25 protein-coding genes are annotated in these 26,061 nt (G+C 42.5%); 9 read left to right on the top strand and 16 right to left on the bottom strand.

Annotation, left to right across the window (positions count from 1 at the left end):
* Positions 1 to 5 precede the first annotated feature (5 nt).
* Positions 6 to 1,337, bottom strand: coding sequence for an aminotransferase family protein (locus FQV26_RS01700; protein WP_146555647.1), 1,332 nt, complete (start codon positions 1,335 to 1,337; stop codon positions 6 to 8).
* Between the two features lie 211 nt (positions 1,338 to 1,548).
* On the opposite strand from FQV26_RS01700, the gene FQV26_RS01695 reads away from it, so the two are divergent.
* Positions 1,549 to 2,955: a sigma-54 interaction domain-containing protein gene (locus tag FQV26_RS01695; RefSeq protein ID WP_146555646.1), complete on the top strand. Its 1,407-nt coding sequence runs from the start codon at positions 1,549 to 1,551 to the stop codon at positions 2,953 to 2,955.
* Between the two features lie 145 nt (positions 2,956 to 3,100).
* On the opposite strand, the gene FQV26_RS01690 is transcribed toward FQV26_RS01695, so the two are convergent.
* Positions 3,101 to 3,826: a class I SAM-dependent methyltransferase gene (locus FQV26_RS01690; RefSeq protein ID WP_146555645.1), complete on the bottom strand. Its 726-nt coding sequence runs from the start codon at positions 3,824 to 3,826 to the stop codon at positions 3,101 to 3,103.
* 288 nt (positions 3,827 to 4,114) lie between these two features.
* On the opposite strand from FQV26_RS01690, the gene FQV26_RS01685 reads away from it, so the two are divergent.
* Positions 4,115 to 4,702, top strand: a complete 588-nt coding sequence (locus FQV26_RS01685; protein WP_146555644.1) for a hypothetical protein — start codon at positions 4,115 to 4,117, stop codon at positions 4,700 to 4,702.
* A 114-nt stretch (positions 4,703 to 4,816) separates the two neighbouring features.
* Here the strand turns inward: FQV26_RS01685 and FQV26_RS01680 are convergent, their stop codons facing one another.
* The 7 genes from FQV26_RS01680 to FQV26_RS01650 form a co-directional block, all read right to left on the bottom strand.
* Positions 4,817 to 5,209, bottom strand: coding sequence for an RDD family protein (locus FQV26_RS01680; protein ID WP_146555643.1), 393 nt, complete (start codon positions 5,207 to 5,209; stop codon positions 4,817 to 4,819).
* 5 nt (positions 5,210 to 5,214) lie between these two features.
* Positions 5,215 to 5,604 carry a DUF4181 domain-containing protein gene (locus FQV26_RS01675; RefSeq protein WP_146555642.1) on the bottom strand — a complete coding sequence of 130 codons (390 nt, stop codon included), beginning with the start codon at positions 5,602 to 5,604 and terminating at the stop codon, positions 5,215 to 5,217.
* A gap of 398 nt (positions 5,605 to 6,002) precedes the next feature.
* Positions 6,003 to 7,409: a glucuronate isomerase gene (uxaC, locus tag FQV26_RS01670; RefSeq protein ID WP_146555641.1), complete on the bottom strand. Its 1,407-nt coding sequence runs from the start codon at positions 7,407 to 7,409 to the stop codon at positions 6,003 to 6,005.
* Positions 7,410 to 7,476: 67 nt separating this feature from the next.
* Positions 7,477 to 9,879, bottom strand: a complete 2,403-nt coding sequence (locus FQV26_RS01665; protein ID WP_146555640.1) for a glycoside hydrolase family 31 protein — start codon at positions 9,877 to 9,879, stop codon at positions 7,477 to 7,479.
* Positions 9,880 to 9,947: 68 nt separating this feature from the next.
* Positions 9,948 to 11,243 (bottom strand): TRAP transporter large permease, encoded by a 1,296-nt coding sequence (locus FQV26_RS01660; protein ID WP_146555639.1) that lies wholly within the window; start codon positions 11,241 to 11,243, stop codon positions 9,948 to 9,950.
* A gap of 13 nt (positions 11,244 to 11,256) precedes the next feature.
* A complete protein-coding gene (locus FQV26_RS01655) occupies positions 11,257 to 11,766 on the bottom strand; it encodes a TRAP transporter small permease (RefSeq protein WP_146555638.1) in 510 nt (169 codons plus the stop codon).
* An 85-nt stretch (positions 11,767 to 11,851) separates the two neighbouring features.
* The gene (locus FQV26_RS01650; RefSeq protein WP_146555637.1) at positions 11,852 to 12,883 is read right to left on the bottom strand and encodes a TRAP transporter substrate-binding protein; all 1,032 of its coding nucleotides are present in this window, start codon (positions 12,881 to 12,883) and stop codon (positions 11,852 to 11,854) included.
* A gap of 413 nt (positions 12,884 to 13,296) precedes the next feature.
* Between FQV26_RS01650 and FQV26_RS01645 the strand changes: the two genes are divergently transcribed.
* Both FQV26_RS01645 and FQV26_RS01640 read left to right on the top strand, forming a co-directional pair.
* Positions 13,297 to 14,280: a LacI family DNA-binding transcriptional regulator gene (locus tag FQV26_RS01645; protein ID WP_146555636.1), complete on the top strand. Its 984-nt coding sequence runs from the start codon at positions 13,297 to 13,299 to the stop codon at positions 14,278 to 14,280.
* A 136-nt stretch (positions 14,281 to 14,416) separates the two neighbouring features.
* Entirely contained in the window at positions 14,417 to 15,019 is a 603-nt protein-coding gene (locus FQV26_RS01640) for a hypothetical protein (RefSeq protein ID WP_146555635.1), read from the top strand.
* A 185-nt stretch (positions 15,020 to 15,204) separates the two neighbouring features.
* Here the strand turns inward: FQV26_RS01640 and FQV26_RS01635 are convergent, their stop codons facing one another.
* The 3 genes from FQV26_RS01635 to FQV26_RS01625 form a co-directional block, all read right to left on the bottom strand.
* Positions 15,205 to 15,579 (bottom strand): DUF4181 domain-containing protein, encoded by a 375-nt coding sequence (locus FQV26_RS01635; protein WP_146555634.1) that lies wholly within the window; start codon positions 15,577 to 15,579, stop codon positions 15,205 to 15,207.
* 48 nt (positions 15,580 to 15,627) lie between these two features.
* Positions 15,628 to 15,999, bottom strand: coding sequence for a DUF4181 domain-containing protein (locus tag FQV26_RS01630; RefSeq protein ID WP_146555633.1), 372 nt, complete (start codon positions 15,997 to 15,999; stop codon positions 15,628 to 15,630).
* Positions 16,000 to 16,134: 135 nt separating this feature from the next.
* Positions 16,135 to 16,572 carry an Rrf2 family transcriptional regulator gene (locus tag FQV26_RS01625; protein ID WP_146555632.1) on the bottom strand — a complete coding sequence of 146 codons (438 nt, stop codon included), beginning with the start codon at positions 16,570 to 16,572 and terminating at the stop codon, positions 16,135 to 16,137.
* A gap of 218 nt (positions 16,573 to 16,790) precedes the next feature.
* Here FQV26_RS01625 and FQV26_RS01620 point away from each other — a divergent pair, with 218 nt between their 5' ends.
* Positions 16,791 to 17,660 carry an SDR family oxidoreductase gene (locus FQV26_RS01620; protein WP_146555631.1) on the top strand — a complete coding sequence of 290 codons (870 nt, stop codon included), beginning with the start codon at positions 16,791 to 16,793 and terminating at the stop codon, positions 17,658 to 17,660.
* Positions 17,661 to 18,275: 615 nt separating this feature from the next.
* On the top strand, positions 18,276 to 19,508 hold the full coding sequence (locus FQV26_RS01615) for an AI-2E family transporter (protein WP_146555630.1): 1,233 nt from the start codon (positions 18,276 to 18,278) through the stop codon (positions 19,506 to 19,508).
* 184 nt (positions 19,509 to 19,692) lie between these two features.
* Here the strand turns inward: FQV26_RS01615 and FQV26_RS01610 are convergent, their stop codons facing one another.
* Both FQV26_RS01610 and FQV26_RS01605 read right to left on the bottom strand, forming a co-directional pair.
* Positions 19,693 to 20,409 carry a ferredoxin reductase domain-containing protein gene (locus FQV26_RS01610; protein ID WP_146555629.1) on the bottom strand — a complete coding sequence of 239 codons (717 nt, stop codon included), beginning with the start codon at positions 20,407 to 20,409 and terminating at the stop codon, positions 19,693 to 19,695.
* 114 nt (positions 20,410 to 20,523) lie between these two features.
* Positions 20,524 to 20,994 carry a peptide-methionine (S)-S-oxide reductase gene (locus FQV26_RS01605; RefSeq protein ID WP_146555628.1) on the bottom strand — a complete coding sequence of 157 codons (471 nt, stop codon included), beginning with the start codon at positions 20,992 to 20,994 and terminating at the stop codon, positions 20,524 to 20,526.
* Between the two features lie 221 nt (positions 20,995 to 21,215).
* Between FQV26_RS01605 and FQV26_RS01600 the strand changes: the two genes are divergently transcribed.
* Positions 21,216 to 22,202: a YhdH/YhfP family quinone oxidoreductase gene (locus FQV26_RS01600; protein ID WP_146555627.1), complete on the top strand. Its 987-nt coding sequence runs from the start codon at positions 21,216 to 21,218 to the stop codon at positions 22,200 to 22,202.
* A gap of 83 nt (positions 22,203 to 22,285) precedes the next feature.
* Here the strand turns inward: FQV26_RS01600 and FQV26_RS01595 are convergent, their stop codons facing one another.
* Positions 22,286 to 22,732 carry a DUF4357 domain-containing protein gene (locus FQV26_RS01595; RefSeq protein WP_146555626.1) on the bottom strand — a complete coding sequence of 149 codons (447 nt, stop codon included), beginning with the start codon at positions 22,730 to 22,732 and terminating at the stop codon, positions 22,286 to 22,288.
* 244 nt (positions 22,733 to 22,976) lie between these two features.
* On the opposite strand from FQV26_RS01595, the gene FQV26_RS01590 reads away from it, so the two are divergent.
* Positions 22,977 to 24,332 (top strand): hypothetical protein, encoded by a 1,356-nt coding sequence (locus FQV26_RS01590; protein WP_146555625.1) that lies wholly within the window; start codon positions 22,977 to 22,979, stop codon positions 24,330 to 24,332.
* Between the two features lie 185 nt (positions 24,333 to 24,517).
* Complete coding sequence (locus tag FQV26_RS01585) at positions 24,518 to 24,895, top strand: hypothetical protein (protein WP_146555624.1); 378 nt, start codon at positions 24,518 to 24,520, stop codon at positions 24,893 to 24,895.
* 90 nt (positions 24,896 to 24,985) lie between these two features.
* Here FQV26_RS01585 and FQV26_RS01580 read toward each other — a convergent pair whose 3' ends face one another.
* A complete protein-coding gene (locus FQV26_RS01580; protein WP_146555623.1) occupies positions 24,986 to 25,978 on the bottom strand; it encodes a 2-hydroxyacid dehydrogenase in 993 nt (330 codons plus the stop codon).
* Positions 25,979 to 26,061: the final 83 nt, after the last annotated feature.

Raw genomic sequence — 26,061 nt, 5'->3', positions numbered from 1 at the left:
CCCCCTTATACTTTTATAAGATTATTTTCAACGGCCGTAAAAGTCTCATGGATAATGCTGATCATGGCTTCCACTTCTTCTTGAGTAATGGTTAGTGGCGGAGCGAATACAAGTGTATCCTGCCCATCGAATACGACCGAGCGGAAAATCAAGCCTCTCTTGGCTGCCTCGATTACAAGCTGCGGTACTAAAGGCGACTCGAATCTTTCATTGGCCTCTTTGTCTTTGACCACTTCAATTGCTCCGATCAACCCAAGAGTTCTTACTCCACCAATAATGTCGTGCTGCTGCTGAAGCTTGGTAAATCCTTTAAGCAGTACTTTGCCCATCTCTTTAGAATTGCCGATTAAATTTTCACGCTCAATAATTTCAATGTTTTTCAAAGCAACTGCACAAGCCATTGCATGGCCGCTGTACGTGTAACCGTGCAGTAGTGTTCCTGTCGAAAGCTCTGTAAATTCTTTATGGAGAGTTTCAGAAATCATGACGCCGCCCAATTGGGCATAACCGCTCGTAACCCCTTTTGCAAAACACATCATGTCGGGTACGACGTCATAATGTTCAATTCCAAAGTATGTTCCCGTGCGACCGAATCCGGTGATCACCTCATCAGTAATGAACAAAATGCCATGCTCGTCACAGATGCTGCGAACTTCCTTGAAGTATCCTTCAGGAGCTATATGGACACCGCCAGCACCTTGGACAGGCTCTGCTACAAAAGCCGCCACAGTATCGGCGCCTTCACGCGCAATCACTTCCCGCAAAGATTCAGCTGAAAAATTTTCGGCATAATGGAAGTCAGGCGCGATGGATGTTGTAAAATCCCGAAACGGCTTTAATCCTGTGGCACTTGTTGCTCCCATTGACACGCCATGGTAGGACTTGGTGCGCGAAATGATTTTCTGGCGATTCGGCTGCCCTTTCAGTACCCAGTAATGGCGCGCAAGTTTATATGCCGTGTCGTTTGCTTCGGAGCCGCCTGAAGTGAAGAAAGTCGCCGATAAATTGCCTGGTGCGATTTCTGCAAGTTTTGCTGCCAAACGGATTGCCGGTTCGTTGCTGAACGTTGCAAAGCAAGAGCTGAAAGCCAGCTTCTTCATTTGAGCAGCAGCTACTTCACTGATTTCCTCTCGTCCGTGACCAATATTTACATTCCAAAGCGAAGACATGCCATCAATGAATTTTTTTCCGCTCATATCCGTTAAATAAATGCCTTTCCCTTCGGTAAAAATAAATGAGGCTCCTTTTTCTTGTTGTTGACCAATTGGCGAAGTAGGATGTAAAAAGTGCTTTTTATCTAATTCCATCAATTCTTGGATTGTATTTTCATTAGTCATTCAAAACATCTCCCTTTGATTTAAATAATTTTGGTATTACTAATTTATACAGCAAGTTCCGTGCCAACTTTTTTACTGAGACGAAAGGAACATTTAACGAAATTTGATTCAAATTCAAATTAAAATGGTATATTTGATTCACATCCGGATTATTTGGTACGATTGATTTATTTATGAATCAATTCTTGAAAGTTTATTTAGGAGGGATTAGGTGGAGAGCGATTTATTGCACACGGAACTAACTAAAATTATCGAAACGTCGAATAACAACATAACCATTACAGATCAACACGGAATAATTTTGCGGTCAAATCCCAATCATTGGTCCATTTATGGAATAGAGCCGAACCAATACATCGGCAAGTCGGTATACCAACTGCAAAAAGAAGGTATCTTGTCTCCTTCTATCCATGCCATGGTTCTGGAAAGCCAGAAGCCCGTCCAAATCCTTCAGAAAACCAAAACAGGCCGCACTGTCATGGCGACCGGGTTTCCAGTATTCGATCAGAACGGAGAAATCATCCGAGCCATCAGCTATAGCCAGGACCAGACTGAAATATTCAATTTACAGGAGCAGTATAAAGACTTGGAAAAAAAGCTGGTCAGCTACCAAACGGAAGTGGAGGAATTGAGAGGAAAAGAATCGGATTATCATGGCATCCTGTATCGGAGTTCTTCCATCGAGCAGATTGTGGGAACGATTTACCGTGTTTCCAAAACAGATGCTTCTGTTTTGTTGCTCGGGCCTTCTGGAGTAGGAAAAAGCACATTCGCCCGTATGCTGCATGCCCAAAGCAACCGAAAAAATGAACCATTCATAGAAGTTGATTGCAGCACCATTCCGGAAACTTTATTCGAATCGGAAATGTTCGGCTACGATTCAGGTTCATTTACCGGAGCCAGCAAACATGGCAAGCAAGGCTTGATTGAACAGGCAGAACAAGGAACGCTTTTTTTAGATGAAATCGGAGAATTGCCTTTAGCGATGCAATCAAAATTATTGCGTGTGCTTCAAGAGAAAAAGGTAATGCGTGTAGGAGGCAAAAAGGAAAGGCAAGTGAATTTCCGCCTGATTACAGCAACGAATAAAAACATCGAAGAAATGGTTGAAAACGGGGAGTTCCGCTTGGATTTGTTTTATCGAATCAATATCATTCCGCTTCAAATCCCGCCTTTAAAAGAGAGAAAAGAAGATCTTCCGATTTTGATCCAGCATTACCTCCAAAACCTCAATGAAAAATACCAATTGACCAAAAAAATCCATGCCAGCACATATGATGCGCTTACTCAATACAGTTGGCCAGGAAACGTGCGGGAGCTGGAAAACATATTGGAGCGTGTTATTCTAACCGCTGATGAAGAAACGATTCGTCCTGAACACCTCCCCGTCAATTTAAGAAATGCCGACTTTCAAATTGAAGACAAGGTGATATTGGAAGCCGAAAATGACGAGACTGACGAACATGATTGGAAAAACACTATCGAAAGAACGGAAACGCAACTGCTGAAGAAAGCTGCAAGCTATTGTAAAACAACCTATGAAATGGCCGACTACCTGGGCATCAGCCAGCCATCCGTCGTCCGCAAATTGAAGCAGTATAATATAAACAGAAAATAAGAAGCCAAAACTTTTAATGACAAAGGCCGATTAAAGAGAATCTCTTTAATCGGCCTTTGTCATTTTCGTATAAAGTTAAATTTTCTTCTATAATCTCGTGCGGCCTGCCAATTCCAGAACTAACCCGGAATCGCTCCTTCTACTCTTAGTCTATCTGCGTCGCTGCAATACCAAAATAGGAACCAGGGTCATCCGAAAATTTCACCCGCTCAAAATGGGCATGGAATCCTGCTTCCGTAAGCAGCTCCTCCCACTCGGGCATGGAAAACAACCCCGACTTCATGCTGTCGTACTCATGGGTCACCTCTCCATCGCTATCCCGCATGACATAGGCATACTCTGTCTCCGCCACCTGATCATCCGGATCGCTGTCATAGCTCCACTCCAAATAGCGCATACCCCGCCCGTCCTTATCAACTCCGCCGTGGTCTGTCCGCGTTTCAAACGTTTCCTTGTAATGATCCGGCATGATGAACAAGAGGCCATCCGGTTTTAAATGCTTTTTGGCATTTTTCATGACCGCCAGCAGATCGCCTTTATCCGTCATGTAGGAAATCGCATCGTGGATAAACACCAGATCAAATTGGCGCCCTGCATCAATCGTCCGCATATCTCCCTGCAAATGCGGACAGTCCGGATTCAGATTGCGGCTAACCTCCAGCATGTCCGGCGACAGATCAGTTAAGGTCATGGCAAAATGTTTTTTCAGGTAAAAGGCATTGCTGCCCCCTCCCGACCCGAACTCCACCGCGTCTTTGACTGAAGGATGGTAGTGCTGGATGATTTTCAGGAAAAGATGGGCTTCCTCTTCGTACTCCGTATGCGGGGACAGCAACGGCCACCATTTTGCCAGTTCCCTGTACAGCTTCATATGGATCATCCTTCCGATTTTTCTTTTATTATATAGCGGTGAAAGAAAATATGCAGAAAAAAGCGATGTGTATTTCTTCGGAAATAATATAAACTCGACTGGAGAAATCGCTCCAACCAGCTGACGCAATAATGCAAGAACCGGATTCTTCATCCCTCCCTTTGGCATACACTTAAAATGATTGGAGAATGTGTAAATAGCTATTAATCGCTAGTTCGACTGATATAGTAAACCTAAGGCTATTCAATTAACAGGAACTTTATTCCAACCTAATTAAGGAGATGGAAAATGAGAAAAATTCTTTTATGGCTTAGCGGGGCTGCGGTGACTTTCCTTATTGTCTATCTCGTAACCGGATACCACACCACTCCAAGCGGTGCATCCGAAGAACTGCAGCAATCAACAGACTCCAAACTGATTCCGACAGTGGATGAGGGGCAAGTAATCCTGATAGATGAAAACGGCGCGCTTTCCATTGCGCTGATGATTACCGAACGCCGCTTCTTAATTAACACGCTATACAGAGACTTTGAAATTTTCCCGACTAACTTGAATGTATTTGATGCAGATCTCGATCGTACAATTGCATTTCTAAACGCACCTAAAGGTTGGGAGCACACTTACGGCCTTGTTAAAAGTAAAGAGGTAGAATACTTGGAAAGTCCAGGCGCCCATGAATTTGAAGATGCGCTAAAAGTCTATCCTCTGACAGATTACATGAACAATTCGAATGCTGAAGATATTATTCTCTGGTCTTACCCTCAAGAGTTGGAGAAGGACACCTTGCAATCTTCTCTCCATTTTCTGGACGCGAATGAAGAATTGGTTAAGGAAATTGAAAATGAGTACGCGATTGAAGAGTTTTTTGTTAAATGATAAACAGAGCTTCTCGATTACCGTGTAGTTGTAGCGCTGCTATTCATTTCATGTAAAGGAGAGATATAAAAAGCCCTCTTTTATAAAGAGGGCTTAATAAAACGAATTCCATTTTTAATCTACTTCTTTAACCACCGTATACGAATACAGATCATGCGGGAACTTTCCGCCTTCGTAAGCATCGAATTTAGCACGGTCTTTCAAGTAAACGAAAGGCCCGATCGTATCACGGTGCACCATGCGTTCGAGTATTTGTTCAGGAGTCGGTTCGCCGCCTGCTTCGTTTTGCACTTCGATGCCCATCATTTTCTGCCCAACTGTCTGGCCTTTCAGCCGCAGTTGCGCGTATTCAAGTCCCCAGAAAATCACAGTCGGTGACACCACTGTATAGATAAAGCTTCCTTTTGTCTTTCTTTTCAGTAAAGGCTCCACCGCAAACGAGACCGCTGTAGAAATTGCCGTATCGATCAATATGGCTTTTGCTCGTTTTTTTGCTAATTCATTCATTTTGTTTATCCCTCCATCATGAGTAGTAAAGTAAAGGCTATAAAAATTGTTAATGATGCTGACCATTCATACCAATAACGTTCTTCTTCCCGGTGCGAATGCCATTCCCCGATCCCTCGAAACAGGGTCTGCAGGAAAAACAAAGCAGCAAACGGACTGATGCGGGAAATCAAGGAAATCCCTGTACCATCGCCCTTCATATAGACGGCGAACAAAGCAAACATAAAGCCCATAAAAATAGCCAGTTCAAGCACTATTCCGTAGACGTTCCTGTCTTTCAGGAAAATACTTCCCGGCAGCATTTTAATGTTGCGCTTTTTTCTCAGATAGATTGCGATAAAAAGAAAATATGCCGTAAAAATGGCGGCTAATCCGATCATGGTGACTGAATGCATGGGGAAACCTCCTGAATAGTCTACTTCTTTATTGTATCTTAAATCCCTTAATATCCCAAATAAGTTTACTGCAAAACAAAAAGCATCCTTATATGAACTGCACCTCCATTGTTAGTTGTATCTAACTTTTTTGGTCAGTTCAATAGAAGATGCTTTTTCATCGTGTTCTTACTATAAAATTGTCATACTGCTAAAGCCGCCATCGACATTGGCTTATTCTGAAAAAAATCCGCTCTCTTTTTGGAAGAGAACGGAGTATTTTTACTTTGGACTCGGAAACGGATGCAGCATATTACTGCTTTTATCCTTCTTTTCGACTGGCTGCGTCGTCACTCGAAATCTTTTTTTTCCAGCTTTTTCGTCCACATCACCAATCGACTTCTAAATTTTTACCGTCTTCAATCCAGCTTTATAGTGAAGTAATTCTTCGCGTTATTATAAGAAATATCACTTACCATTTGACCCACAAATTCGTAATCGGCAGGAATCTCGCCTTCTTCAATCCAATTCCCAATCAGCTGGCAAAGAATTCTACGGAAATAGTCATGTCTTGTATAGGAAAGAAAACTGCGCGAATCTGTCAGCATACCTACAAATAAACTTAGCAAACCAGCATTAGCCAACTCTTTCATTTGGCGTAGCATGCCTTCTTTCTGATCGTTATACCACCAACCGGAGCCAAACTGTATTTTCCCTCTTACTTCACTCGATTGAAAATTCCCGATTGTACTTGCAACCATTTCAAAATGAGTAGGATTCAATGGATAAATTATAGTTCGGGGCAGGGCATTCTTTTGATTTAAACTGTCTAAAAATCTGTTTAACGGCCCGGCAAGCTCAAAATCATTAATAGAATCAAAGCCAGTATCGGGACCTGCTTTTTCATACATTTGTGTATTATTGTTGCGAAGTGGTCCAATATGTAATTGCATCGCCCATTCCAATTCCGCATATAGTTCTCCAAGAAATTGCATTGTAAATGTTTTATGCTGATCTTCTTCCAACTTTGAAATCGTTTCACCTTTTAATGCTTTTTCGAAACCGACAGAGAGTTCTTCTAACGAAGCTTCTTCATACGGCAAATATTCAAAGCCATGGTCTGAAACCCGACACCCATGTTCATGAAAATATCTCACTCTCTTCTCCAAAGCCTTCAAAAAATCTTTATAATTTCTGATGTCCATATTTGCAGAACCAGCAAGTTTATTAACATAACTCTCAAAATTTGGGTCAGAGAGGCCTAGTCCCTTGTCCGGACGAAATGCTGGCAATACTTTGGTTTCAAAACTACTATCTTCGGCAATTTGAATATGATATTCCAAACTATCCGCTGGATCATCCGTCGTACAAATAACGTTAACATTACTGTTTTTAATCAGATTTCGAGCAGAAAAAGATTTTGATTGTACAATTTCATTTAATTGCTCCCACATTTCTTCCCAATTTTCTTCTCTGATCACTTCATCATAATTAAAATACTTCTTTAACTCCAAATGCGACCAATGATACAACGGATTCCCCATCGTGTAAGGAACTGTTTGAATCCAGGCGCGAAATTTTTCTTTGTCTGTTGCACTTCCTGTTATTAACTCTTCGTCTATGCCCAATGCTCGCATAGCACGCCATTTGTAATGATCTCCACTGATCCAAACATCTGTTATGTTTTCATAGTGATGATCTTCTGCTATTTGTTTTGGACTCAAATGACAATGAAAATCGTACAAAGGAAGGTTCTTTGCATACTCGTGATATAAAATTTTCGCACTTTTGCTATTTAACAAAAAATCGTCATCCATAAACTTCATGGGTACCTCCCCTTAATGAATTAATTTTAATTTCACAGATTGATGTTCACAAAAATCTCAACGGCGATTAGTTAATCTCCACTTCATAACGGCCGTTTTTCTTTACTGCTTCTTGTCCATTTATGATCAATTGCCGCTCATCTTCTCCATTTAAATAAAAGCTGATTTTGCTGTAAGGCAATGTAAAATTTCCTTGAATTTCAAAGGTTAACTGAATTTTTTCAGCAGTCGATTCCATCGATACGCTGACTAGTGCATGATTTTCCTGGTAGTTTGCAGATACCCCATCATCTTCATACAACTGGTATGCAGAACTTCCTTCTTGGCGATGCGGGAATAAGATAAACCCTCTGTCTGTTTGGTCTTTAGTCGCAAATGATGGATTGGCATCATTTATCGGAATAATGCCTCCTGCTTTAATCAAGAGCGGATTATATTCTAAAGGAGCTGGTACTGTAATATTTTTTCCGCCTTCATGCCATTCAGAAGTATGGAAGTTATACCATCCTCCCGGATTAAGCGGCAGGTACACGTCTCTCTCAGTTTTTCCTTTTTCAACAACAGAAGCAACAAGCATCGATTCGCCTAACATAAAATCATCATTTTCTTCAAATGTTTTTATGTCATGTCCGAAATCATAAAATGTCGGGCGAATAATGGGTTCATACTTCGTATGCGCTTCATAAAGTGCTGTATACAGATAAGGAGTAATGCGGTGTCTGAACTTCATCATATCGCGTATATAACCTGTCGTTTCTTCATACATCCAAGGAACATTGACTGTTTTATCGTCATTCCACGAGTGGATGGTGAAACGTGGATGGAAAGCTCCATTCTGCACCCAACGCACTAATAACTCAGGATCTGGGGCAGGTCCGGAAAATCCTCCAATATCATGGCCGACATTGTAAATTCCTGACATGCTTAGTCCCAATCCCATTTTAATATTGTATTTGAGTGATTTCCAACTCGTGTAATTGTCTCCAGACCAGGTTTGCACGTAGCGTTGCATGCCTGGACTGCCGGACCGGGAAATCAGGTAAGGCCTCAGATGAGGGGCATACGCTTTTTGTGCTTCATAAGAAGCTTTCATCATAAGAAGCGGCTGAAGAGAACGTACCGTTTCAAACGAGAGCTCTTTACCAAACCCATTAGAGACTGCGTCTGTCGACCAAATCTCAAACTCATTATTGTCATTCCAAGTAGAGTCAATCCCATATTCCAGTAATTGAGTAGTAACATTTTCTTTCCACCATTGAACAGATTTTTCATTTGTAAAATCAATGTAAGCTCCTACTTCATCCCAGAACTGGGCCATTTCAACTTTTCCAGAACTATTTTTTATAAATAATCCTTGTTTCTCCAATTCATTGAATTGAGGATGGCTTTTTAGAAGCGCTGGTTTTATGTTCGCGCATAATTGGACTCCCTTTTGATGATATTCATCAATAAAGCCTTTGGGGTCTGGAAACTTATCTCTATTCCAGGTAAATACATAACGTTTATCGCCTATCGAGCTATATCCTGAAGACAACTGAAATGAATCACATATAATGTCATTTTTCTCACACAGTTCAATAAATTTCTTCAATTGCTCTTGTGCGTCTGGAGCATCGGTGTAGGTCATCGTTGAACCAGAATAACCTAAGCTCCATTTTGGTGAAAAGATGGTTTTTCCGGTAAGCCAAGAATATCTTTTAACCACATCTTTCACCTCTGGTCCGGCAATGATGTAGTAATCCAAATCTCCAGCGAACGAATGATAATAACGATACCACCCATGATAATTATCCATTTCATTTCCCATATCAAAGACACTTTGTGCCATATTGTCATAGAAAATTCCAAAAGAAATATCCGATTGCTTATTTCGCGTGATATAGAAAGGAATATGTTTGTATAAAGGATCTGTGTATTGGGCATCGTATCCCATCGGGTCTACGCTCAACATTCGATAACGCTTGCCATGCCGGTCCATTTCACCGCTTTTTTCGCCAAGTCCAAAATACTGTTCATCCTGACTTCTCTCTAAATAATGATAAATTCCTTTCCCAAGTGATCCATCAAGATTATAAGCCTGAGTTTTTCGATCCGCAGCAATCTGTGTGATATTGCCGTCACTTCCTTTGAAAAACCAAGTAACTTTGAAGCCGTCCAGATCAATAGAAAGTTTCAGTGAATCGGTTTCAATGGTCACCGACTTACCTTGATCTTGCAACTGATATGAAGGAAGCGAAAAAGGCGATAAATCGAAACGATTTCTTCCTTCAAGCGGGACATCCTCCATCCCTGGAGCAACAAGCCATGTTTTGTCGATTTCTAGTTCGTCTTCTTTTGACATCAATACACGAACCAAATCATTTTCCAGAACCATTACCCGTGCAACGATCAAAGGATTATCAAGTTGGAAAGTGATTATATTATTTTCTTCTTTTTGAATTCCAAATAAATACTTCTCTTTTAAAGACATAGATTATTCATCCTTTCACTGTACACGGCTAATTGCCGCAATTTTTACATGATCTGAAGCATATCATTTTAGTAACCAAGCAAGTTTGGCAATAGCATACTGATAGCTGGGATATAAGTAACCAGAAGAAGCACAACAATAATCGCTATATAAAACGGAACAAGAGGTTTTATAACATCCTCGATATCCAAATTCGCTATGCTGGACCCTACAAATAATGCACTGCCTACTGGAGGAGTTATATTACCAATACTCAAATTCATTACCATCATGATCCCAAAATGAATTGGATCCATATCGAAACCTACCACGATTGGCAGAAATATAGGTGTGAATATCAAAACGGCCGGCGTGATATCCATAAAAGTTCCAATCAATAATAAGAACACATTTAAAATCAGCAGCAAGATAATCGGATTATCTGAAATTCCCATTATGAGATCACTGATAGCAGACGGAATTCCGGTAAAAGCCATAACCCAAGACATGACTGCCGAAGCTGATACTAGCAACATGATGACTGCAGTGATTTCCACCGCTTCCATAATAATTCTGGGAAGGTGCTTTAATTTAACAGCTTTATAAGCTAAGGCTAGAATTAATGTATAGGCAACAGCAACTGCCGCTGCTTCTGTTGCAGTAAAAATACCTGCAAGAATTCCTCCAATCACAATCACAATTAACATGAGGCTAGGAATAGCATCAAAGAATGTTTTAAGAGCCACCTTTACGCTGACTCTCTCTGAGGTTGGATAATTCCTTTTTTTCGCTATGATGAATGCGACAACCATACAAGCAATAGCCCATAATATCCCAGGCAGGTATCCTGCAACAAAAAGAGCTGCAACAGATGTTCCACCACTGACAAGTGAATAGATAATCAAGGTTCCACTTGGAGGAATAATCAACCCAATTGGTGCAGATGCCACATTGACCGCTGCTGAAAATTTTGGATCATATCCTTCTTTTTTTTGCAATGGTCCCATAACGCCACCAATTGCTGCTGCTGCAGCAACCGATGAACCCGATAGAGAACCGAACAAGGTATTACCCAATACATTTGTATGAGCTAATGCTCCTGGTGTCCGCCCGACAAGAACTTTCGCAAAATTGATCAGTCGTTCAGCAACGCCCCCATTATTCATTAGAATGCCTGCCAAAATGAAGAAAGGAACTGCCAATAAGGTAAAACTATCAAGTCCTGTAACGAGCTTCTGGCTGGCTGTAAATATAGCCATGTCTAACGGTAAAACGATTAATATTGCAGCTAACGAAGCGATGATTATACTCACTGAAATTGGTACACTAATAACGAGCATCAATGCAAATACAATCGCTAAAACGATTCCTGCTTGTAATGCCATAAAGTCCACTTCCTCATTCTAGAATTTCATCAGGTTCAAATTTGGGCTTCACATTTTTCATTTTTCTATTATTATGGAAATGCTCGACGATATGTATAACTGCATAAAACAAAAATAATATCCCCGAAACAATTACACTCAAATACAAGTATTGCGTTGGCATATTCAACGCGGAAGAAACTTGCCCTACTGAATTCTGATAAGCTTGGGTGCCACCATAAAGTAAAATAACCAGGATGAACGCCAGTACTATTAGTTCAACGAGCATATCAACATAAAATTTATATTTTTTCGGTATTTTACGCGCAATAAATACTACCGCTAAATGCTTTTTCTTCCCATATGCATAAGCAGAACCAAGCATTGTGAGCCAAATTAAAGAGTAGCGCAGAAATTCTTCGGATAGTGTGCTGGGCGCATTTAATACGAATCGTGTAAAAACTTGCCAGCATGCCACTATGACCATTGCCGCCATCAAGGAACATGTCAAAAATGCTGTTATTCGATCCACAATATCTCTCATTGGGATTCTCTCCATTCCTGAATAAATTAAGGGCCTCACTAGAGCAAGGGTTTCTTGCCAAAAGTTGAGACCCCTTTTTCATTTCTTACTCGTTATAGCTTTGGAAATCTTCAAAGTAACGTTTGCTGTCTTCATTTTCTGACTGGTAAGTTTCGTGGAGAGGTGTTGCAGCATCGATGAACGGCTGTTTGTCAATTTCATAGAAAGTGACTCCCATTTCTTCTGCATCTGTAATTGCCGTTTCAATGGCTTCAGCCCACACTTGTTTATGGCTTTCTGAAGATTCAACTGCCGCATCTGTAATTGCTTGCTGTTGCTCTTCCGATAAACCGTCCCACATGCTCGTACTTACAATCAACACATCTGGTACGTATTGGTGCTCCGTATATGAGTATGCTTTAGCAACTTCACCGTGCTTATTACTTGTTAAACCAGTTTCATTGTTTTCCGCTCCATCAATGACTCCTTGCTGAAGAGATGTATATACTTCACCAAAGGACATCGGAGTCGGAGCTCCTCCCATTGCTTCAATCATTGAAATCGAGGTTGGACTTTCCTGTACTCGGATTTTCATGCCGTTCAAATCTGCAGGAGATGCCACTTCTTTATCGGCAGTATAAATACTGCGTTGTCCTCCTGTATACCAACCAACTGAAAAGAATCCTTCATCTCGTGTATTTTGAAAAATTTCCTGTACAGCTTCGCTGTTGTCCATCACATTGAAATAATGTTCTTCACTCTGGAATACATAAGGAAGTGAAAAAATTGCGTAGTTGCTATCAAAAGATTCTAAAGCGCTCGCACTAACCTTCGCCATATCCAATGTTCCAGATTTTACAAGCTCAATAACACCCCGCTCATCCCCTAATTGTCCGTTCGGGAATAATTCGATATCTACACTGTCACTCGACTTTTCTGAAGCTACTTCTGTCAATTCAACCAATGAAGTATGAATAGGATGATCTTCCCCTTGGTTATGTGCCAGTCGAAGAGAAACTGGTTCTGTTTCGCCTTCAGCATTGCTGCTTGACGTACTTTCATCATTCCCACAAGCTGCTAGCAGTAATAAAGAACTTAAACCTACTGATATTAAAGAAAATCCTTTTTTGAATTTCATATTAAATTCCTCCTTTTTATATAACGCATTCTAATATTCAGATCTTGCTAAGCTATTAATTTGCCTCTTCTTTTAATTGAAATTTGCATACTTAAGTTACTAAGTAATATTCGAGCAGTTCTCCTTCCCATAAAAATTAATATTCCACTAACAGCAAACGCTTTCATTTTGTAGAAAAATATAAAAATTTGAATTAAATTCAAAACAACAACAAAATAACAACGTTGTTATTACAATTTTTATCATAAAGTATTATAATTAATTAATCAAGCTTATTATTTGAAATTTCTCTCTTTTCATAAATCTAAATTTAGATAACGAAATAACTTTTCTTTGTATTTATTTTGTAAGCTAATGTGGTGGGCATTTCTAAAATCAAAATTTAAAGTACTTAAATTAACGGGGGATTATATATGTCTGTAACTATAAAAGATCTTGCTCTTATTGCTGGAGTAAGTTACTCGACCGTCTCAAAGGCATTAAACGACAGTTCGCTAGTTAAACCTAAAACAAAAGAGAAGATAATAAAATTAGCTAAAGAAATGGGCTACGAACCAAATTATGCCGCTCAACGGCTTGTTTCAAAAGAATCAAAAGTCATCGGTTTAATATGGCCAACATTAGAGCGAGTTGCACCTTCTGCATTGGTAACAAAAATAAATGAAGAAATCTCAAAGAATTCATATTCAATGATTCTCTCAGTAAATTCTCTTCAAACTTCACTTGAAATGTTTAAGCGCTTTCAAGTTGACGGAGTAATTATTTTTAATGAATATTTAGATAGCATGCCCGAAAGCTTTTCTTTACCGGCTCTTACTTACGGGGTCAGCAAGGATAAGCCCTTTCCCGTAGTTGATGTAAATTACCAAGAAGCAATGCATAGTGCTGTAAAATATTTATATGATTTAGGTCATAAAAGAATAGCTTATATCGGGGACTTGTCACCTCTTGATGAGCGTCAGCTAGAAAAGTATAGCGGCTTTCAAAAAGCAATGAAAAATTTCAATCTTGATTCTGAAAACAGTCTCTTTAATACAGCAGGTTTAAATTGGTATGATGGTTATATGGCAACTAACCACCTCATTAATTCTTCTTATAGGCCTACTGCAATAATTGGGGCGAGCTATGATATTAGTGCGGGGATTGTGAGAGCATTACGACAAGAAAAATTTAATATCCCTAATGACATTTCAGTAATCAGCTACGATAATATCCCTCAAATGGAAAATATGGAAATTCCGTTAACAAGTGTTGGCGTTCCCGTAGAAAAAATTGCCCATTGTATGGTTCAAACCTTAATCAGCTACATAAAAAATCCTGATTCTGTTCCACTTACCCAGACGCTGACACCTGTAATTGCAGAAAGAAGTTCTTGTGCCCTCTTAGAAGACAAATAATTAGGCAGTTGGGCAAATATAGTGCTTCTAAAATAGCAGATTTCCTTTTTCTGCAAAGCATATAAATTCGAGCAAAAGTACAGATTCAACCAAAAAACACGGAAATATATTGTAATAGAAAAAAGGGGGAGTGACCGTGATCTTTTTCATTATTTGGCTGCTGCTGATCGGCTATGCTGTGTTCCTGGCACCCGGCGACGAAACTGATCCCGTCTTATCAAATATATTCAGCGGCAATCTGGGAGAAATCGATCCGCTGGTGCTCGCTGTCTTCAATTCGCTTGGCTTGTTTCCAATGGTGTTTTTGACTTTGCTGCTGCTGAATGACCGGCAGAAATGGCCGGCTTGGCCGTTTGCTTTGCTGTCTTTTGGCGTGGGGGCTTTCTCGCTGCTGCCATATTTCGCATTCGGCGACCGGAAAGCTGAAAGAGGGCTGCGGACGCCCAATTGGCTCGTCCGTTTTCTGGGTTCCCGGTTCTGGCTGATCCTCTTGATGCTGTCATGGGCTGTCAATGGCTTGACGCTGCTGCAGGGTTTTTCGCTGGCGGCTTACCGCGAAGCCTTTTTCGCATCAGGCCTCGTCTCTGTCATGACCGTCGACTGGTTTGTGTTATGGGGCTTGTCCGTCTATGCTGTCTACCGTTTCTATCCGGAAGCCAAGCTCAAAAAACTTGCCTGGATTCCGATTCTTGGGCCGGTGCTGGTGCTGTTCATCAATAAAACAAAGCGGAACAATTAAAAAAATAAATTTATAAAAATATGTGCGGCCCGCTAGCTAGTATGCATGGCGAAATGGATAAAGGCGCTGTTGTACTAGAAAAGGAAACCGATGAAAAGGCATTCCATTGAAGAAATGCTTTTTTGCAATTTCTTAAATAAAATTCCAGCTGTTAACGAGCTAAGAACCATTAGCCAACTATCTTTTTACAAATTTAGCGAAACCCACTCCGCCATTTCTACCAGACCCAATATGGATAAGAGGAAGCCGACCGTTAACATCAAACTGATAAGAGAGCGTCGTGGATTCCTAACGTATCTCCATTCGACCAAAGTCTGCAACAATGACAGTATGCCGGCAACTAACACAATTACCAGGTAGTTGATCATCACTCCGTTAATCGCCAAAAAAATAATTAGAATCAAACCGAGCCCGCAAATCCAACCTGCTAGTCGCTCAATTTTCTTCAACGGCTTTCCGGCTTCTTTTCGATTTACTCCATACATTTTTTCCAGTTTACTTAGCAGTCCCACAATTACTAACATGCCAATAAAAAATCCTATCAAAATCAAAATCTCCATGTCTCATACTCCCCCAAACGGCTGTGCTGCATTTATTGATTTAAAAGTTTAAAGCACCCCTGTTTGTAATCTGACAAAAGTGATAAAAATAATGAGCGCCAGCGCTGTAACGGTAAAGTAAACAATCGATGCCTGATACTTGCGTGACCCTCTCAGGTATTTCCACTCCAGATAAATTTGCACACCACTTCCTATGAAGAAAATCCAAAATACCGAAAAGAAGAATACTTCCAGCGAACCTACTAGGAATATAGCTGCCGTAATTATTACTATTGTCATCACGGCGCCGTTCCAGCGCTCAAACCGTTTGACAGGAACTCCCGCTTGTTCTTCCTGATCAATGCCGAAACGTTTTCTCAGAAACACACGCAAAAAACCAAAACCGAAAATAAAAACCAGCCATGCAATGGCAATTCCCATTTCTGCACCCCCTCACGCCTTACTTATTCTACGGTTGGACAGGATAGAAGTTCCAAGATAACAAAATCTGCTTTTGCTTCAGCCAGAATATATCCAATAGAAAAAGCACCCCTCTAGCGGAATGCTTTCCTCGAATTAGTTCTCTCTATCTTCTTTCACCGCAATATCCTGAAGAATGTCTTCAATTGTAACGGTACCTAATACCTTCTCCAATGCCAGTTGGGCAGCAGACAATATTGGCAGAACCGAATCCTGGATATTTCTGCCGACTGGACAATCCGGATTTGGGTTGTCGTGTACACTGAACAGTTCCTGCTCCTGGACCACATCTACTGCCTTATAGACATCCAGCAACGCAATTTCCGAAGGCTTCATTGCCAGTTTTGCTCCGGCAATGCCGGGCTTCACTTCGATTAATCCCGCTTTTTTTAACATCCCGGTAATTTTGCGAATCAAAGTCGCATTTGTATTGACACTGCCAGCAATGTATTCTGATGAACTGACTCCATCTTTATTTAACTCGACCAAGGTCAAAATATGAATTCCTACAGTAAAACGACTGCTGATGGACATTTTATTCACCTGCCTCATTAGTTATGATTCGATAGCTGTCGTTACCCCTGTATCTAACCTGATTACAAGTTAGTATACCTCAAAATCCAGTAAAAATAAAAAATGCAGTTTCGGATTCGTTGACAACCACAAAAGAAGTATCTATCATGAGTACATGTATCAGTATTGAATACAGGTTAAACAATCCCATTAATTTATAGAAAACGGAGGAATCAATCATGAAATTATTAGTAACAGGAGCAACAGGAAAGTTAGGTTCAAAAATAGTCGACAAATTATTGGAAACTGTACCCGCTGAACAGTTGGCAGTGAGTGTCCGCAATCCTGAAAAAGCTGCGAAATTAAAAGAACGTGGGGTCGACGTACGCCAAGGAAACTTCGATGAGCCTGAAACATTGGATAAAGCGTTTGTCGGCATCGACCGCCTGCTAATCGTCTCCACTGACGGAGACAATGAAACCCGCATCCCCCAGCATGCCAATGCTGTCGCTGCTGCACAACGGGTCGGAGTTTCCTTCATCGCCTATACCAGTGTCGTAAATGCTCAGGAAAGCCAAAATTTCTTGGCGCCGACGCATCGTGCAACAGAGCAAGCGATTCAAAAAACAGGAATTCCTTATGCGTTTCTCCGCAATAATTGGTATTTGGAAAACGAAACTTCCAGTATCCAAGGCGTTTTGGCAGGAGCACCCTGGTTAACCTCTGCCGAAGACGGCAAAGTCGGCTGGGCACCGCAGCAGGATTATGCCACTGCAGCTGCAGCCGTGTTAACAGAAGAGGGACACGAAAACGCCATCTATGAGCTTTCTGGAAACTTATTCACACAAGCTGAATTTGCAGCTGTCCTTGGAGAAGTAATCGGAAAAGAAGTACCGGTCCAACAAGTAGACGATGCAACTTATTCGAAAACTATGTCAGAAGCAGGGTTGCCTGATTTCTTGCTTCCTATGCTTGTGGGGATTCAGCAAGGCATTCGTGAAGGCACGTTGGACGTTGAAAGCCAAGGTTTCGAAAAGCTTCTCGGCCGCCCCGTGACTCCTTTAAAAGAAGGATTAACACAGCTAGTGGGAGCCATTACTGCTAACTAATAGATTAATGTGAGCGGATTTTTCGCCGCAAATAGATGATCTGTTATATAAAAAAATTTTTCATAAACTTACAAAAGCCCGGCAAATCACAATCGATTTGCCGGGCTTTTAGATATCTTGTTCAGTTTCGTTATACTTCCGCCATTTCTTTGCAAAGTATAACCCGCCTCTGCATGGAGTCCAGTTCCCATTACGTAAGAGGCGTCATTGTTATCCCCAACTCCCCCCCATAAGACGTAAATAAATGAAGAACTACTCGACTTATCCCACCTAATCTTGAATATGTGGATGGTTTCGCTCGAAAACGGGGATAACTTTGTCGTTTCGTCATTCTTTCGGTTTTATCCACATGTGGATAAGATTGCAAGGGCGGTCACCTAATCGTCGCCGATCAATGGAGGGAGAAGACCGGTTTTCTCCAAAACAACTGATAAATTTTATTTGGCTCGCCCACATCTATGACTTTGAAAAATAAAATTTCCGTATAGTTGAAATAAAAATTCGTTCTGGTATAAAAAATGGACGGTACGGGTATTTTAAGCATATAACTGAATGATCGTTTCTATCATTTGGCGGACAGCTGATAAGGCTGTATTTAGAAAAGAGGTGTAGGTGATGGAGCAAGACAGAAACAAAAATGCACTAAGCCATGCAGCTTCCTGGTTTGTAAAATGGGTGCTGAACAATAAGGCGGTATCCGTTTTGGTCATCGTTCTATTGATTCTGTTAAATTTATTGCTGCTGCCGAAAGTCAGTTTCGTTTTCCAGCCAATTATTGCTTTTTTCAATGTCATGGGACTGCCGCTGATCATGGCCGGCGTCTTGTATTATTTGCTGAATCCACTTATCGACTGGATGGAGACGAAGAACATCCCGCGTTCTGGCGGAATCACCATTGTCTTTGTAGTGATTGCAGGTTTACTGGCCTGGGGCATCGCGACCTTGATTCCGATCATCCGGGAACAGACGCTGAGCCTTCTCGACAACTGGCAGGATTACTTGACCAGCTTCATCTCGCAGATCGATACCTTTTTTCAAAGCGATTTATTGTCACAGCTGCAGATGCAATTGACCGGAGACGACGACAGCCTGTCCACTTCCATTACGGACCAGGCGGATGACGTCGTAGGGACGACTGTCACCGGCCTCGGCAGTGTCTTCGGCATCCTGTCGACCACTGTGCTGGCAGTGATAACGACCCCGTTCATCCTTTTCTACTTGCTGAAGGACGGCCATCACCTGCCCTACCACATCATGAAGCTTGTGCCATCAAAAATGCGTGAGCATACTTACCTGCTGCTTCGCGAAATGAACCTGCAGATCAGTCAGTATATCCGTGGCCAGCTGCTCGTCGCCTTTTTTGTCGGCCTGATGTTCTGGATCGGCTTCAGCATCATCGGCTTGGAATATGCGCTGACGCTCGGCATCCTGGCAGGCGCCTTGAATCTGATTCCGTTTCTGGGTACGTTCATCGCCTTCTTCCCAATCGTCATCATTGCCATTGTGCTTCACCCGCCGCTCATGCTGGCCAAGGTGCTGATCGTCTTTTTCATCGAGCAGACATTGGAAGGGCGCGTCATCCAGCCGCTCATTCTCGGCAGTAACCTGAACATCCACCCTGTCACCATTATCGCCGTCCTGCTTACCGCGGGGAATCTCTTCGGCATTCCGGGCGTCATTCTCGGCATCCCGGCCTACGCCGTCAGCAAAGTGATCCTGGTGCACCTGTTCAATTGGTACCAGACCTATACCGGGCTGTATGACGACGACTACAATCCGGCGCCTAAGCCACTGGTCTCCGAAAAGAAAAAGAAGAAACAGTTGAGTTTGAAAAAGAAACTGCTGTAAGAGGAATTAAGGCAGCCTCATTGTTTGCCAGCCTAAGCATAAGACTGCAGCGTGAAAATTTTGAAACCAAAAAGCCTGATTCCCTGTTTTTTAAGGGGGAATCAGGCTTTTGACCTTTATGTTAAAAGCTTACAGTAGTCGTGGAACATCCAGTCAGCCTTTACCGAGAACTGGATGATCGCGTTTAGATTGCCAAATCAACCGATAAAAACTCAGGCAGCGACTGTTCACGCTTATCGAGTACGATCTGTTCCGGCTTGATGCCCTGCTCGCGCAACACTTTAATGTTATGCATAAGGAATTCATCGCTTCCGACAACATAGAAGAGCCCCTCTTTATCTGCCGCAAGATTCTCCACTTCGGCATAATAATCTTTTCGGTTATCGACGAATTGGGAGATGAACTTCTTGTCAGGTGCGGACTCAAAAACATTCGTGAACAAGAAATCTTTTGACGAGTCGATGTTTAGGGAATGGATTTGATTGACATTGTCGGCATGCTCTAAATAATCCAGCACAAGTGGTCTAAAAGTCGCCAGGCCAACACCTGATGACAGCAGGTAAACATTCTTGTCTTCCCGTTTAAGCGGGACATTCGAATGCGTTTTAAAAATCGCCACTTCATCGCCAATCTCAAGATTTCGTAAAACCGCTTTAAACTCAGAGCATTGCTCTTTGATGCGCGTAGTGATGCCGATTGAATTTTCATGCGGCAACGTGGAAATTGACATGTGGCGGATCAAGCCGCGGTTCGGTTTCTCACCGGCATTAAACCCTTCCAAAGCGAAATGGGTGTGGGAGCCTTCCTGCCAGATAAAGTCTTCGGGACGGTCGAGCAGATAGGTTCTGACCTCAGGCGTTTCTTCAATAATTTTATTTATTTTCGTCCAATAGATTTGCATGATTTGTTCCCCTCTCAATTATCTTTCTCTATTATCAATCAACTATACTACAAGTGATAATAGTTCTCAATTAAATAATCTTTATTTAATTGGAGGGTTAGGACCATTCAACTTTTATTTGTACCTGTTTAATACTTCTTCTGGAATATGGCAATAATCATCTGGACATTTGGTTAACCGGTCCTGATGTTCTTCTGCACTTTTCACATAGTTAGTGAGCGGCAATACTTCGACCATAATCAGATCAGCATCTTTTCTCTCGCTTATAAATGCCATCGCCTCTCTTAAGTGTTCCGGCTTTTCGCTATATATGCCTGTTCTGTACTTTTCGCCAACATCTTGCCCTTGTTTGTTCAAACTATAGGGATCAATGATTTCAAATAAATACCCCATCAATTCGTGAATGCTTACAACTGAAGGATCAAATCCTGTTTTTACACATTCAGCATAGCTATCATAATCACCCTCGAGTGAGTGGCTTGTACCATTCGCTCTTCCTGCTTCCGTGAATGCAACTCCAGGCAAAGTTTTAATAAAAGCCTGCACTCCCCATAAACATCCGCCTGCCAAATAGACAGTTTCCATATTGGCCCTCCTCTTTGTGTAAATCACTTAAAGTAAATATAACATTCTCCTCCGTGAAGCTTGTATTTTTATGCCCGATCATTGAGAAAGGACAGAGCCATTCTGCCCTTCGGACAGTTACGGATTGACGGGTTCCAGCTTAGAATGGTAGATTCTGTATGAAACCAGTTTTATTAAAAGAACCATTCTGCAGAAACAGGAAACAGGAAGGGGCAATACTTATGAACTCATTCAAGGCTGTCAGAGTCACAGAACAAGAAGATCAAGTAATCTATGGTTTAGAAGACGTTGATGCAAATCAGCTTTCCGAAGGGGATGTTTTGATCAAAGTCGCCTATTCTTCGATCAATTATAAAGACATGCTGGCTGTTCAGAAAAATGCAGGCGTCATCCGGAATTACCCGATGATTCCGGGAATCGATTTGAGCGGCACCGTCGTCGAGTCAACGGATTCGCGCTTCACAAAAGGCCAAGAGGTAATCGTGACAGGCTTTGCTATGGGCATGAACCATACAGGAGGCTTCTCAGAATATGCACGCGTCCCAGCAGATTGGATTGTACCGATGCCGGATAGTTTCAGCTTGAAGGATGCCATGGTGTTCGGAACAGCCGGCTTTACGGCGGCTCTTTCCATTCTGGCACTTGAAAAAAGCGGGATGGATGTCGCGAACAATCCGCAAATACTGGTGACCGGTTCAACCGGCGGCGTCGGCAGCATCGCGCTGCAGATTCTCTCTAAAATCGGCTATAAAAACATTTCCGCCTTGGTGCGCAAAGAACATCAAGTCGAAGTCGCCAAATCACTCGGCGCAGCCACTGTCATTTTCGCAGAGGAGCTTGGAGACTCCAAGAAGCCACTCGGCAAGACCCGATTCGACTTTGTACTCGATACAGTCGGCGGAGATGTCGCTTCTGCCTTGATTCCCCAAATTTCCTACGGCGGCAGCATGAGCATGTGCGGCAACGCGGGCGGTCTTCAAGTGAACACCACGGTGCTGCCGTTTATCCTCCGAGGCGTAAACCTGCTCGGAATCGACTCAGTCAATGTGCCGATCGAGAAGCGAGGCAGCATTTGGGAGAAGATGGCCAGCGACTGGAACATTACCGAAACCACTCTTGTAAACGAGATTTCGCTGGAAGAATTGACCGAGGCGATTGAGGCCATCAAAAATGGCCAGCATTTAGGACGGACCATTGTTAACGTGTAAATTCGGCCAGTACAGATAGTAGTTTCAAATAAGAAAAAGCGGAAGGGCTGAAATCAGCCCTTCCGCTTTTTCGTGTATCCATGCTATTTTCCTTTCCTTTCTTTCCAATCATGCGAACCGCGCACCCAGCCGCCAATCACTGCACCCATGGCCATCATCGGCGAAACGAACTCGGTATCCGCCATCAGCAGGAACTGATGCTCAAATGGCACAAGCAGCTGATCAAGTACCAACTCCTCCCGCAACTTAATGTACTTTTTCGGACATTTTGGCGAAGTCGACGCCGCAAACTTGGAGCCCCGCTGCACAACAAACCGCTCTTCCCGATAAAACCCGGTCGCATCCGCTCCGCGTTTGGAGGTGATGGAAAAGATTTCAGGTGTTGGCTCTGTTTCGGGATGGAGCTGCAGCATCCCCGATTCAAAAGGATCGATGGTCTGTTCTTTGCCGGTTTCAGCGTTCAACTCAAAGAATTGGTAAAGCTCACCTTCCTGGAGGTGCTGGATTTTCCTCACAAAGTATTCTTTCATTGTTTCGTCCTCCTCTAAAGCAAGTTTGGACTCTCGCTGGGATAGCGGGTGTCGGTTACTTTAGAGATAGGCATGACGAGTGAAAAAGGAGACAAATGCATCAAATAAAGTCATAGCAACTCCCCTTTAATTTAAAAAATCCTTAACTCCTCCACCTCTCAAAGCATTAATAAAGACGCTCCAGAAATTTTCTGTCAAACTAAGTAAAACCGTCCAACTGTGTCTTTTAAAAGGAGTGCTTTTTATGAAACCCGTCATTCGGCCTCTCAGCACTCTGCTGATGGGTGGAGCTTATCTGCTTTCTTTCTTTGTTTCTTTTTCATATGCCCCTTTCCTGATCAGCCTCTTCGCGCTGGCCGTGCTCATTTCCTATTTTCCGTATTTACCGTGGACGCCGAAAATCCTGATTTCACTTTTGTTTTTTGCGGGCTTATTGTTGGATTTCAGCATTAGCGGAATGCAGACGTTTTTTCTTGCGCTTCAGACCAATGCGAACCTCCTCGCGATTTTCATATTTGTGCCGTTGTTGTCCATACCGATTCAGCAGGGGCAGTACTTGAAGTACATAGAAGTTATCTTTTCCTATTACATCAAGAAAACACACCATCTTTATCTATTTTCCACTATAGCGGCGGGCAGTATCGGCGCGGTCATGAATGTTGGGACTCTTCCCATTCTCTACGACCTGACAGATACCACATCATTCAAACCGTTTGACGAAGTGCGCTTGAAAGCATTGAGCAGAGGCTTTGTGATGGCTTTCATGTGGTCGCCTTATTTCATCTCTATGGCTTTGGTACTTTCCTATTTTGACGTCAGTTGGCTGCAGCTTGCTCCAATCGGCCTTGCTATCACAGGTATCATGATGGGAATTGGCTTCTTTCTCGAACGAAAATACAATCGCACCATTCCAGAAGCTGCCTCTGCCCAGAACTCTTTGACACTGGCAGCGGCTAAACGAAAAGTGCTTGAACTGGTTGTGATTCTGCTGACGGTCACGATAGCCATTCTGCTTGCTGAAAACTTGACTGGCCTGTCAGTGCTGACGATTATTCCGTTGACCGCAATTGTCGTCTCTGTCGTATGGTCATTGTTGATTGGCACTCCGCGCGAATTTTTGGTGAACCTGCAAGCATACCTCACCGTCAAAGTGCCTTCGATGGGCAATGAGTTATCGATTTTTATTATTGCCGGCGCTTTCGGTACAGCCTTGCTGAATAATGGGGCAGACGACTGGATCCGCTCTCTTCTGGAAACCTTGAATATCGGCCATGTCCTGGTTTTGATTCCGGTGATTGCGTTGCTGATGACCATTTCAGCTTGGATTGGAGTCCATCCGATCATTACCGCTGCCATTCTGGCGATCACTTTAAGCAACTCTCCGCTGTTCGCGGATGATCATCTCTACTTGAGCCTAGGTTTGCTTGCGAGCTGGATGCTGGCCATTTTATCTTCTCCGTTTTCCGGATTGAATTTGCTGCTCGCAGCCATAAGCGGAAAGACATCTGTCCATATCGCATTTAAACTGAATCTTAAATTTGCGCTGCTGATGTGGGCCGTCTGTTATTTGGTGATATCCATCCTGTATTTCATTTTATAATTCGCTGATGCATAAGTACTCAAAACAACGCCAGCGTCCAAGCACCGTCGTTCTAAACTTCTCTAATAAAAACTAATCCTTCATACTAAAAGACGGATTTTCTCAATTTCCTGTTATACCCAATATTTTTTGTTACACTTAACGATAAGCTGAATTAATATGCCGGCATTGAAAGGATTTTTACTTTGAAAACTTATTGGCTTATCGTTATTGTATTACTGATTAATCTATGTACACTTCTGGTCAATGATTATTTCCCGGGCACGCTTGCCTCCCTCGGAATTCCTCCTTGGATATTATTTGCCGTTATTGCACTCATGGGCGTCTTGAGCGTACTGACTCTTAAGCAGCGCCGGGAAAAGAAACGCTACATGCTCATATTCCCGCTGCTAATGATTGCCGTTCCAGTACTTGTGCTGTTTATCTTATCGGTGCTCGGCGGAGAGTCTAATAGCAGCATTTCGCTCACCAGTCCTTCTCTTTGGGTTGGCGCCGCTGCGACCTTGTGGTTTTTCTGGCTCGAGTACGTTCGGGCTTCTAAAAAAGAAGTCAAGGATGCATAGAAGTCTATTGTTCATGCTTCCTTCTAAACGCTGAAGAATATAAGAAAAAGGCCAAAGAAGCTCATTTCGCTTCTTTGGCCTTTTTGAATGCTAAGACTGATTCTCCAACAGCCCCTGCAGTTCTTTAACCACGTTTTGAGGAATGCCGCCCGTCACACCAGCGACCAGGTTCTCAGCCGCTTTCATAAGCATGTCTGCCCGTGTTTTTTCTGTAGCCGATCCGATATGCGGAAGCGCGACGACCTGCTCCATCTGCAGGAGCGGATTGTCTGGACTGACGGGCTCCTCCTCGAAAACATCAAGCCCCGCTCCACGGATCTTACCTTTTTCCAAAGCTTCGATCAGCGCTTTTTCATCCACTACCGCTCCTCTTGCGCAATTGATCAATATGGCGTTGTCCTTCATCTTTTCGAATTGCTTTTCCCCCATCAAATGATGCGTCTCAGGTGTCAACGGCACAATGAGCACAACGAAATCGGATTTTTCCAGAAGTGCGTCCAGTTCGCTGTAGACGATGCCGTATTTTTCCTCGAGTTCAGGTTTCGGTGTTCGGCTATTATAAAGGACCTCCATTTTAAAACCGAATCTCGCTCTTCGGACAATTTTTTCACCGATGCGGCCCATGCCAATAATGCCCATGGTGGAGTGATGCACATCGACGCCGAACAACTGTCGGCTCTCTGTCTCTTTATCCCACTTCCCTTGTTTGACGAAATTATTCAGCTCCGGCACTCTTCTCGCCGTGGCAAGCACAAGGCTGAACGCCAGGTCCGCCACCGTTTCATCCAGCACAAAAGGCGTATGCGTGCCAAGCACTCCATGCCGCTTCATGGCTTCGAGATCAAAGGAATCGTAGCCGACGGCTGAGTTGCTGATGATTTTCAAATTCGGTGCCTGCTCCAGCAGTTCATTTGTAATGGGCGCATGCTGCACAAGCACTCCATCCACATTCTTTATTTCTTCTGTTAGAATATCCGATGGAATTTCCCCATCGCCTTCCCACTTCCTGTAGTCGCAATAATCTCCAATAAATTCTTCCACTTCTTTTGACACAGACCGGGCGATATACACTTTGGGTTTCATCTAGCGCCTCCTCTATTATTTTAGAACTGATTGATTCGTTATTTTTTCTTTGCTTAGTTTTCCGTCCTTCTTATTAGTTTCGT

The sequence above is a fragment of the Planococcus sp. CPCC 101016 genome, from assembly GCF_007859295.1.
Classification (GTDB): domain Bacteria; phylum Bacillota; class Bacilli; order Bacillales_A; family Planococcaceae; genus Planococcus.
This window is presented reverse-complemented; position numbering and strand designations above follow the sequence as displayed.

What these genes read in the sequence shown, in the direction of transcription:
- FQV26_RS01625 (WP_146555632.1), bottom strand. Translation starts at nt 16,572, where the DNA reads ATGTCCATCAGCAGTCGTTTTACTGTAGGAATTCATATTTTGACCTTG.
- FQV26_RS01605 (WP_146555628.1), bottom strand. Translation starts at nt 20,994, where the DNA reads ATGGAAACTGTCTATTTGGCAGGCGGATGTTTATGGGGAGTGCAGGCT.
- FQV26_RS01580 (WP_146555623.1), bottom strand. Translation starts at nt 25,978, where the DNA reads ATGAAACCCAAAGTGTATATCGCCCGGTCTGTGTCAAAAGAAGTGGAA.
- FQV26_RS01650 (WP_146555637.1), bottom strand. Translation starts at nt 12,883, where the DNA reads ATGAAATTCAAAAAAGGATTTTCTTTAATATCAGTAGGTTTAAGTTCT.
- FQV26_RS01700 (WP_146555647.1), bottom strand. Translation starts at nt 1,337, where the DNA reads ATGACTAATGAAAATACAATCCAAGAATTGATGGAATTAGATAAAAAG.
- FQV26_RS01595 (WP_146555626.1), bottom strand. Translation starts at nt 22,732, where the DNA reads ATGAAAGAATACTTTGTGAGGAAAATCCAGCACCTCCAGGAAGGTGAG.
- FQV26_RS01655 (WP_146555638.1), bottom strand. Translation starts at nt 11,766, where the DNA reads ATGAGAGATATTGTGGATCGAATAACAGCATTTTTGACATGTTCCTTG.
- FQV26_RS01680 (WP_146555643.1), bottom strand. Translation starts at nt 5,209, where the DNA reads ATGAATGAATTAGCAAAAAAACGAGCAAAAGCCATATTGATCGATACG.
- FQV26_RS01675 (WP_146555642.1), bottom strand. Translation starts at nt 5,604, where the DNA reads ATGCATTCAGTCACCATGATCGGATTAGCCGCCATTTTTACGGCATAT.
- FQV26_RS01690 (WP_146555645.1), bottom strand. Translation starts at nt 3,826, where the DNA reads ATGAAGCTGTACAGGGAACTGGCAAAATGGTGGCCGTTGCTGTCCCCG.
- FQV26_RS01590 (WP_146555625.1), top strand. Translation starts at nt 22,977, where the DNA reads ATGAAACCCGTCATTCGGCCTCTCAGCACTCTGCTGATGGGTGGAGCT.
- FQV26_RS01645 (WP_146555636.1), top strand. Translation starts at nt 13,297, where the DNA reads ATGTCTGTAACTATAAAAGATCTTGCTCTTATTGCTGGAGTAAGTTAC.
- FQV26_RS01615 (WP_146555630.1), top strand. Translation starts at nt 18,276, where the DNA reads ATGGAGCAAGACAGAAACAAAAATGCACTAAGCCATGCAGCTTCCTGG.
- FQV26_RS01630 (WP_146555633.1), bottom strand. Translation starts at nt 15,999, where the DNA reads ATGGGAATTGCCATTGCATGGCTGGTTTTTATTTTCGGTTTTGGTTTT.
- FQV26_RS01685 (WP_146555644.1), top strand. Translation starts at nt 4,115, where the DNA reads ATGAGAAAAATTCTTTTATGGCTTAGCGGGGCTGCGGTGACTTTCCTT.
- FQV26_RS01660 (WP_146555639.1), bottom strand. Translation starts at nt 11,243, where the DNA reads ATGGCATTACAAGCAGGAATCGTTTTAGCGATTGTATTTGCATTGATG.
- FQV26_RS01635 (WP_146555634.1), bottom strand. Translation starts at nt 15,579, where the DNA reads ATGGAGATTTTGATTTTGATAGGATTTTTTATTGGCATGTTAGTAATT.
- FQV26_RS01610 (WP_146555629.1), bottom strand. Translation starts at nt 20,409, where the DNA reads ATGCAAATCTATTGGACGAAAATAAATAAAATTATTGAAGAAACGCCT.
- FQV26_RS01600 (WP_146555627.1), top strand. Translation starts at nt 21,216, where the DNA reads ATGAACTCATTCAAGGCTGTCAGAGTCACAGAACAAGAAGATCAAGTA.
- FQV26_RS01665 (WP_146555640.1), bottom strand. Translation starts at nt 9,879, where the DNA reads ATGTCTTTAAAAGAGAAGTATTTATTTGGAATTCAAAAAGAAGAAAAT.
- uxaC (WP_146555641.1), bottom strand. Translation starts at nt 7,409, where the DNA reads ATGAAGTTTATGGATGACGATTTTTTGTTAAATAGCAAAAGTGCGAAA.
- FQV26_RS01620 (WP_146555631.1), top strand. Translation starts at nt 16,791, where the DNA reads ATGAAATTATTAGTAACAGGAGCAACAGGAAAGTTAGGTTCAAAAATA.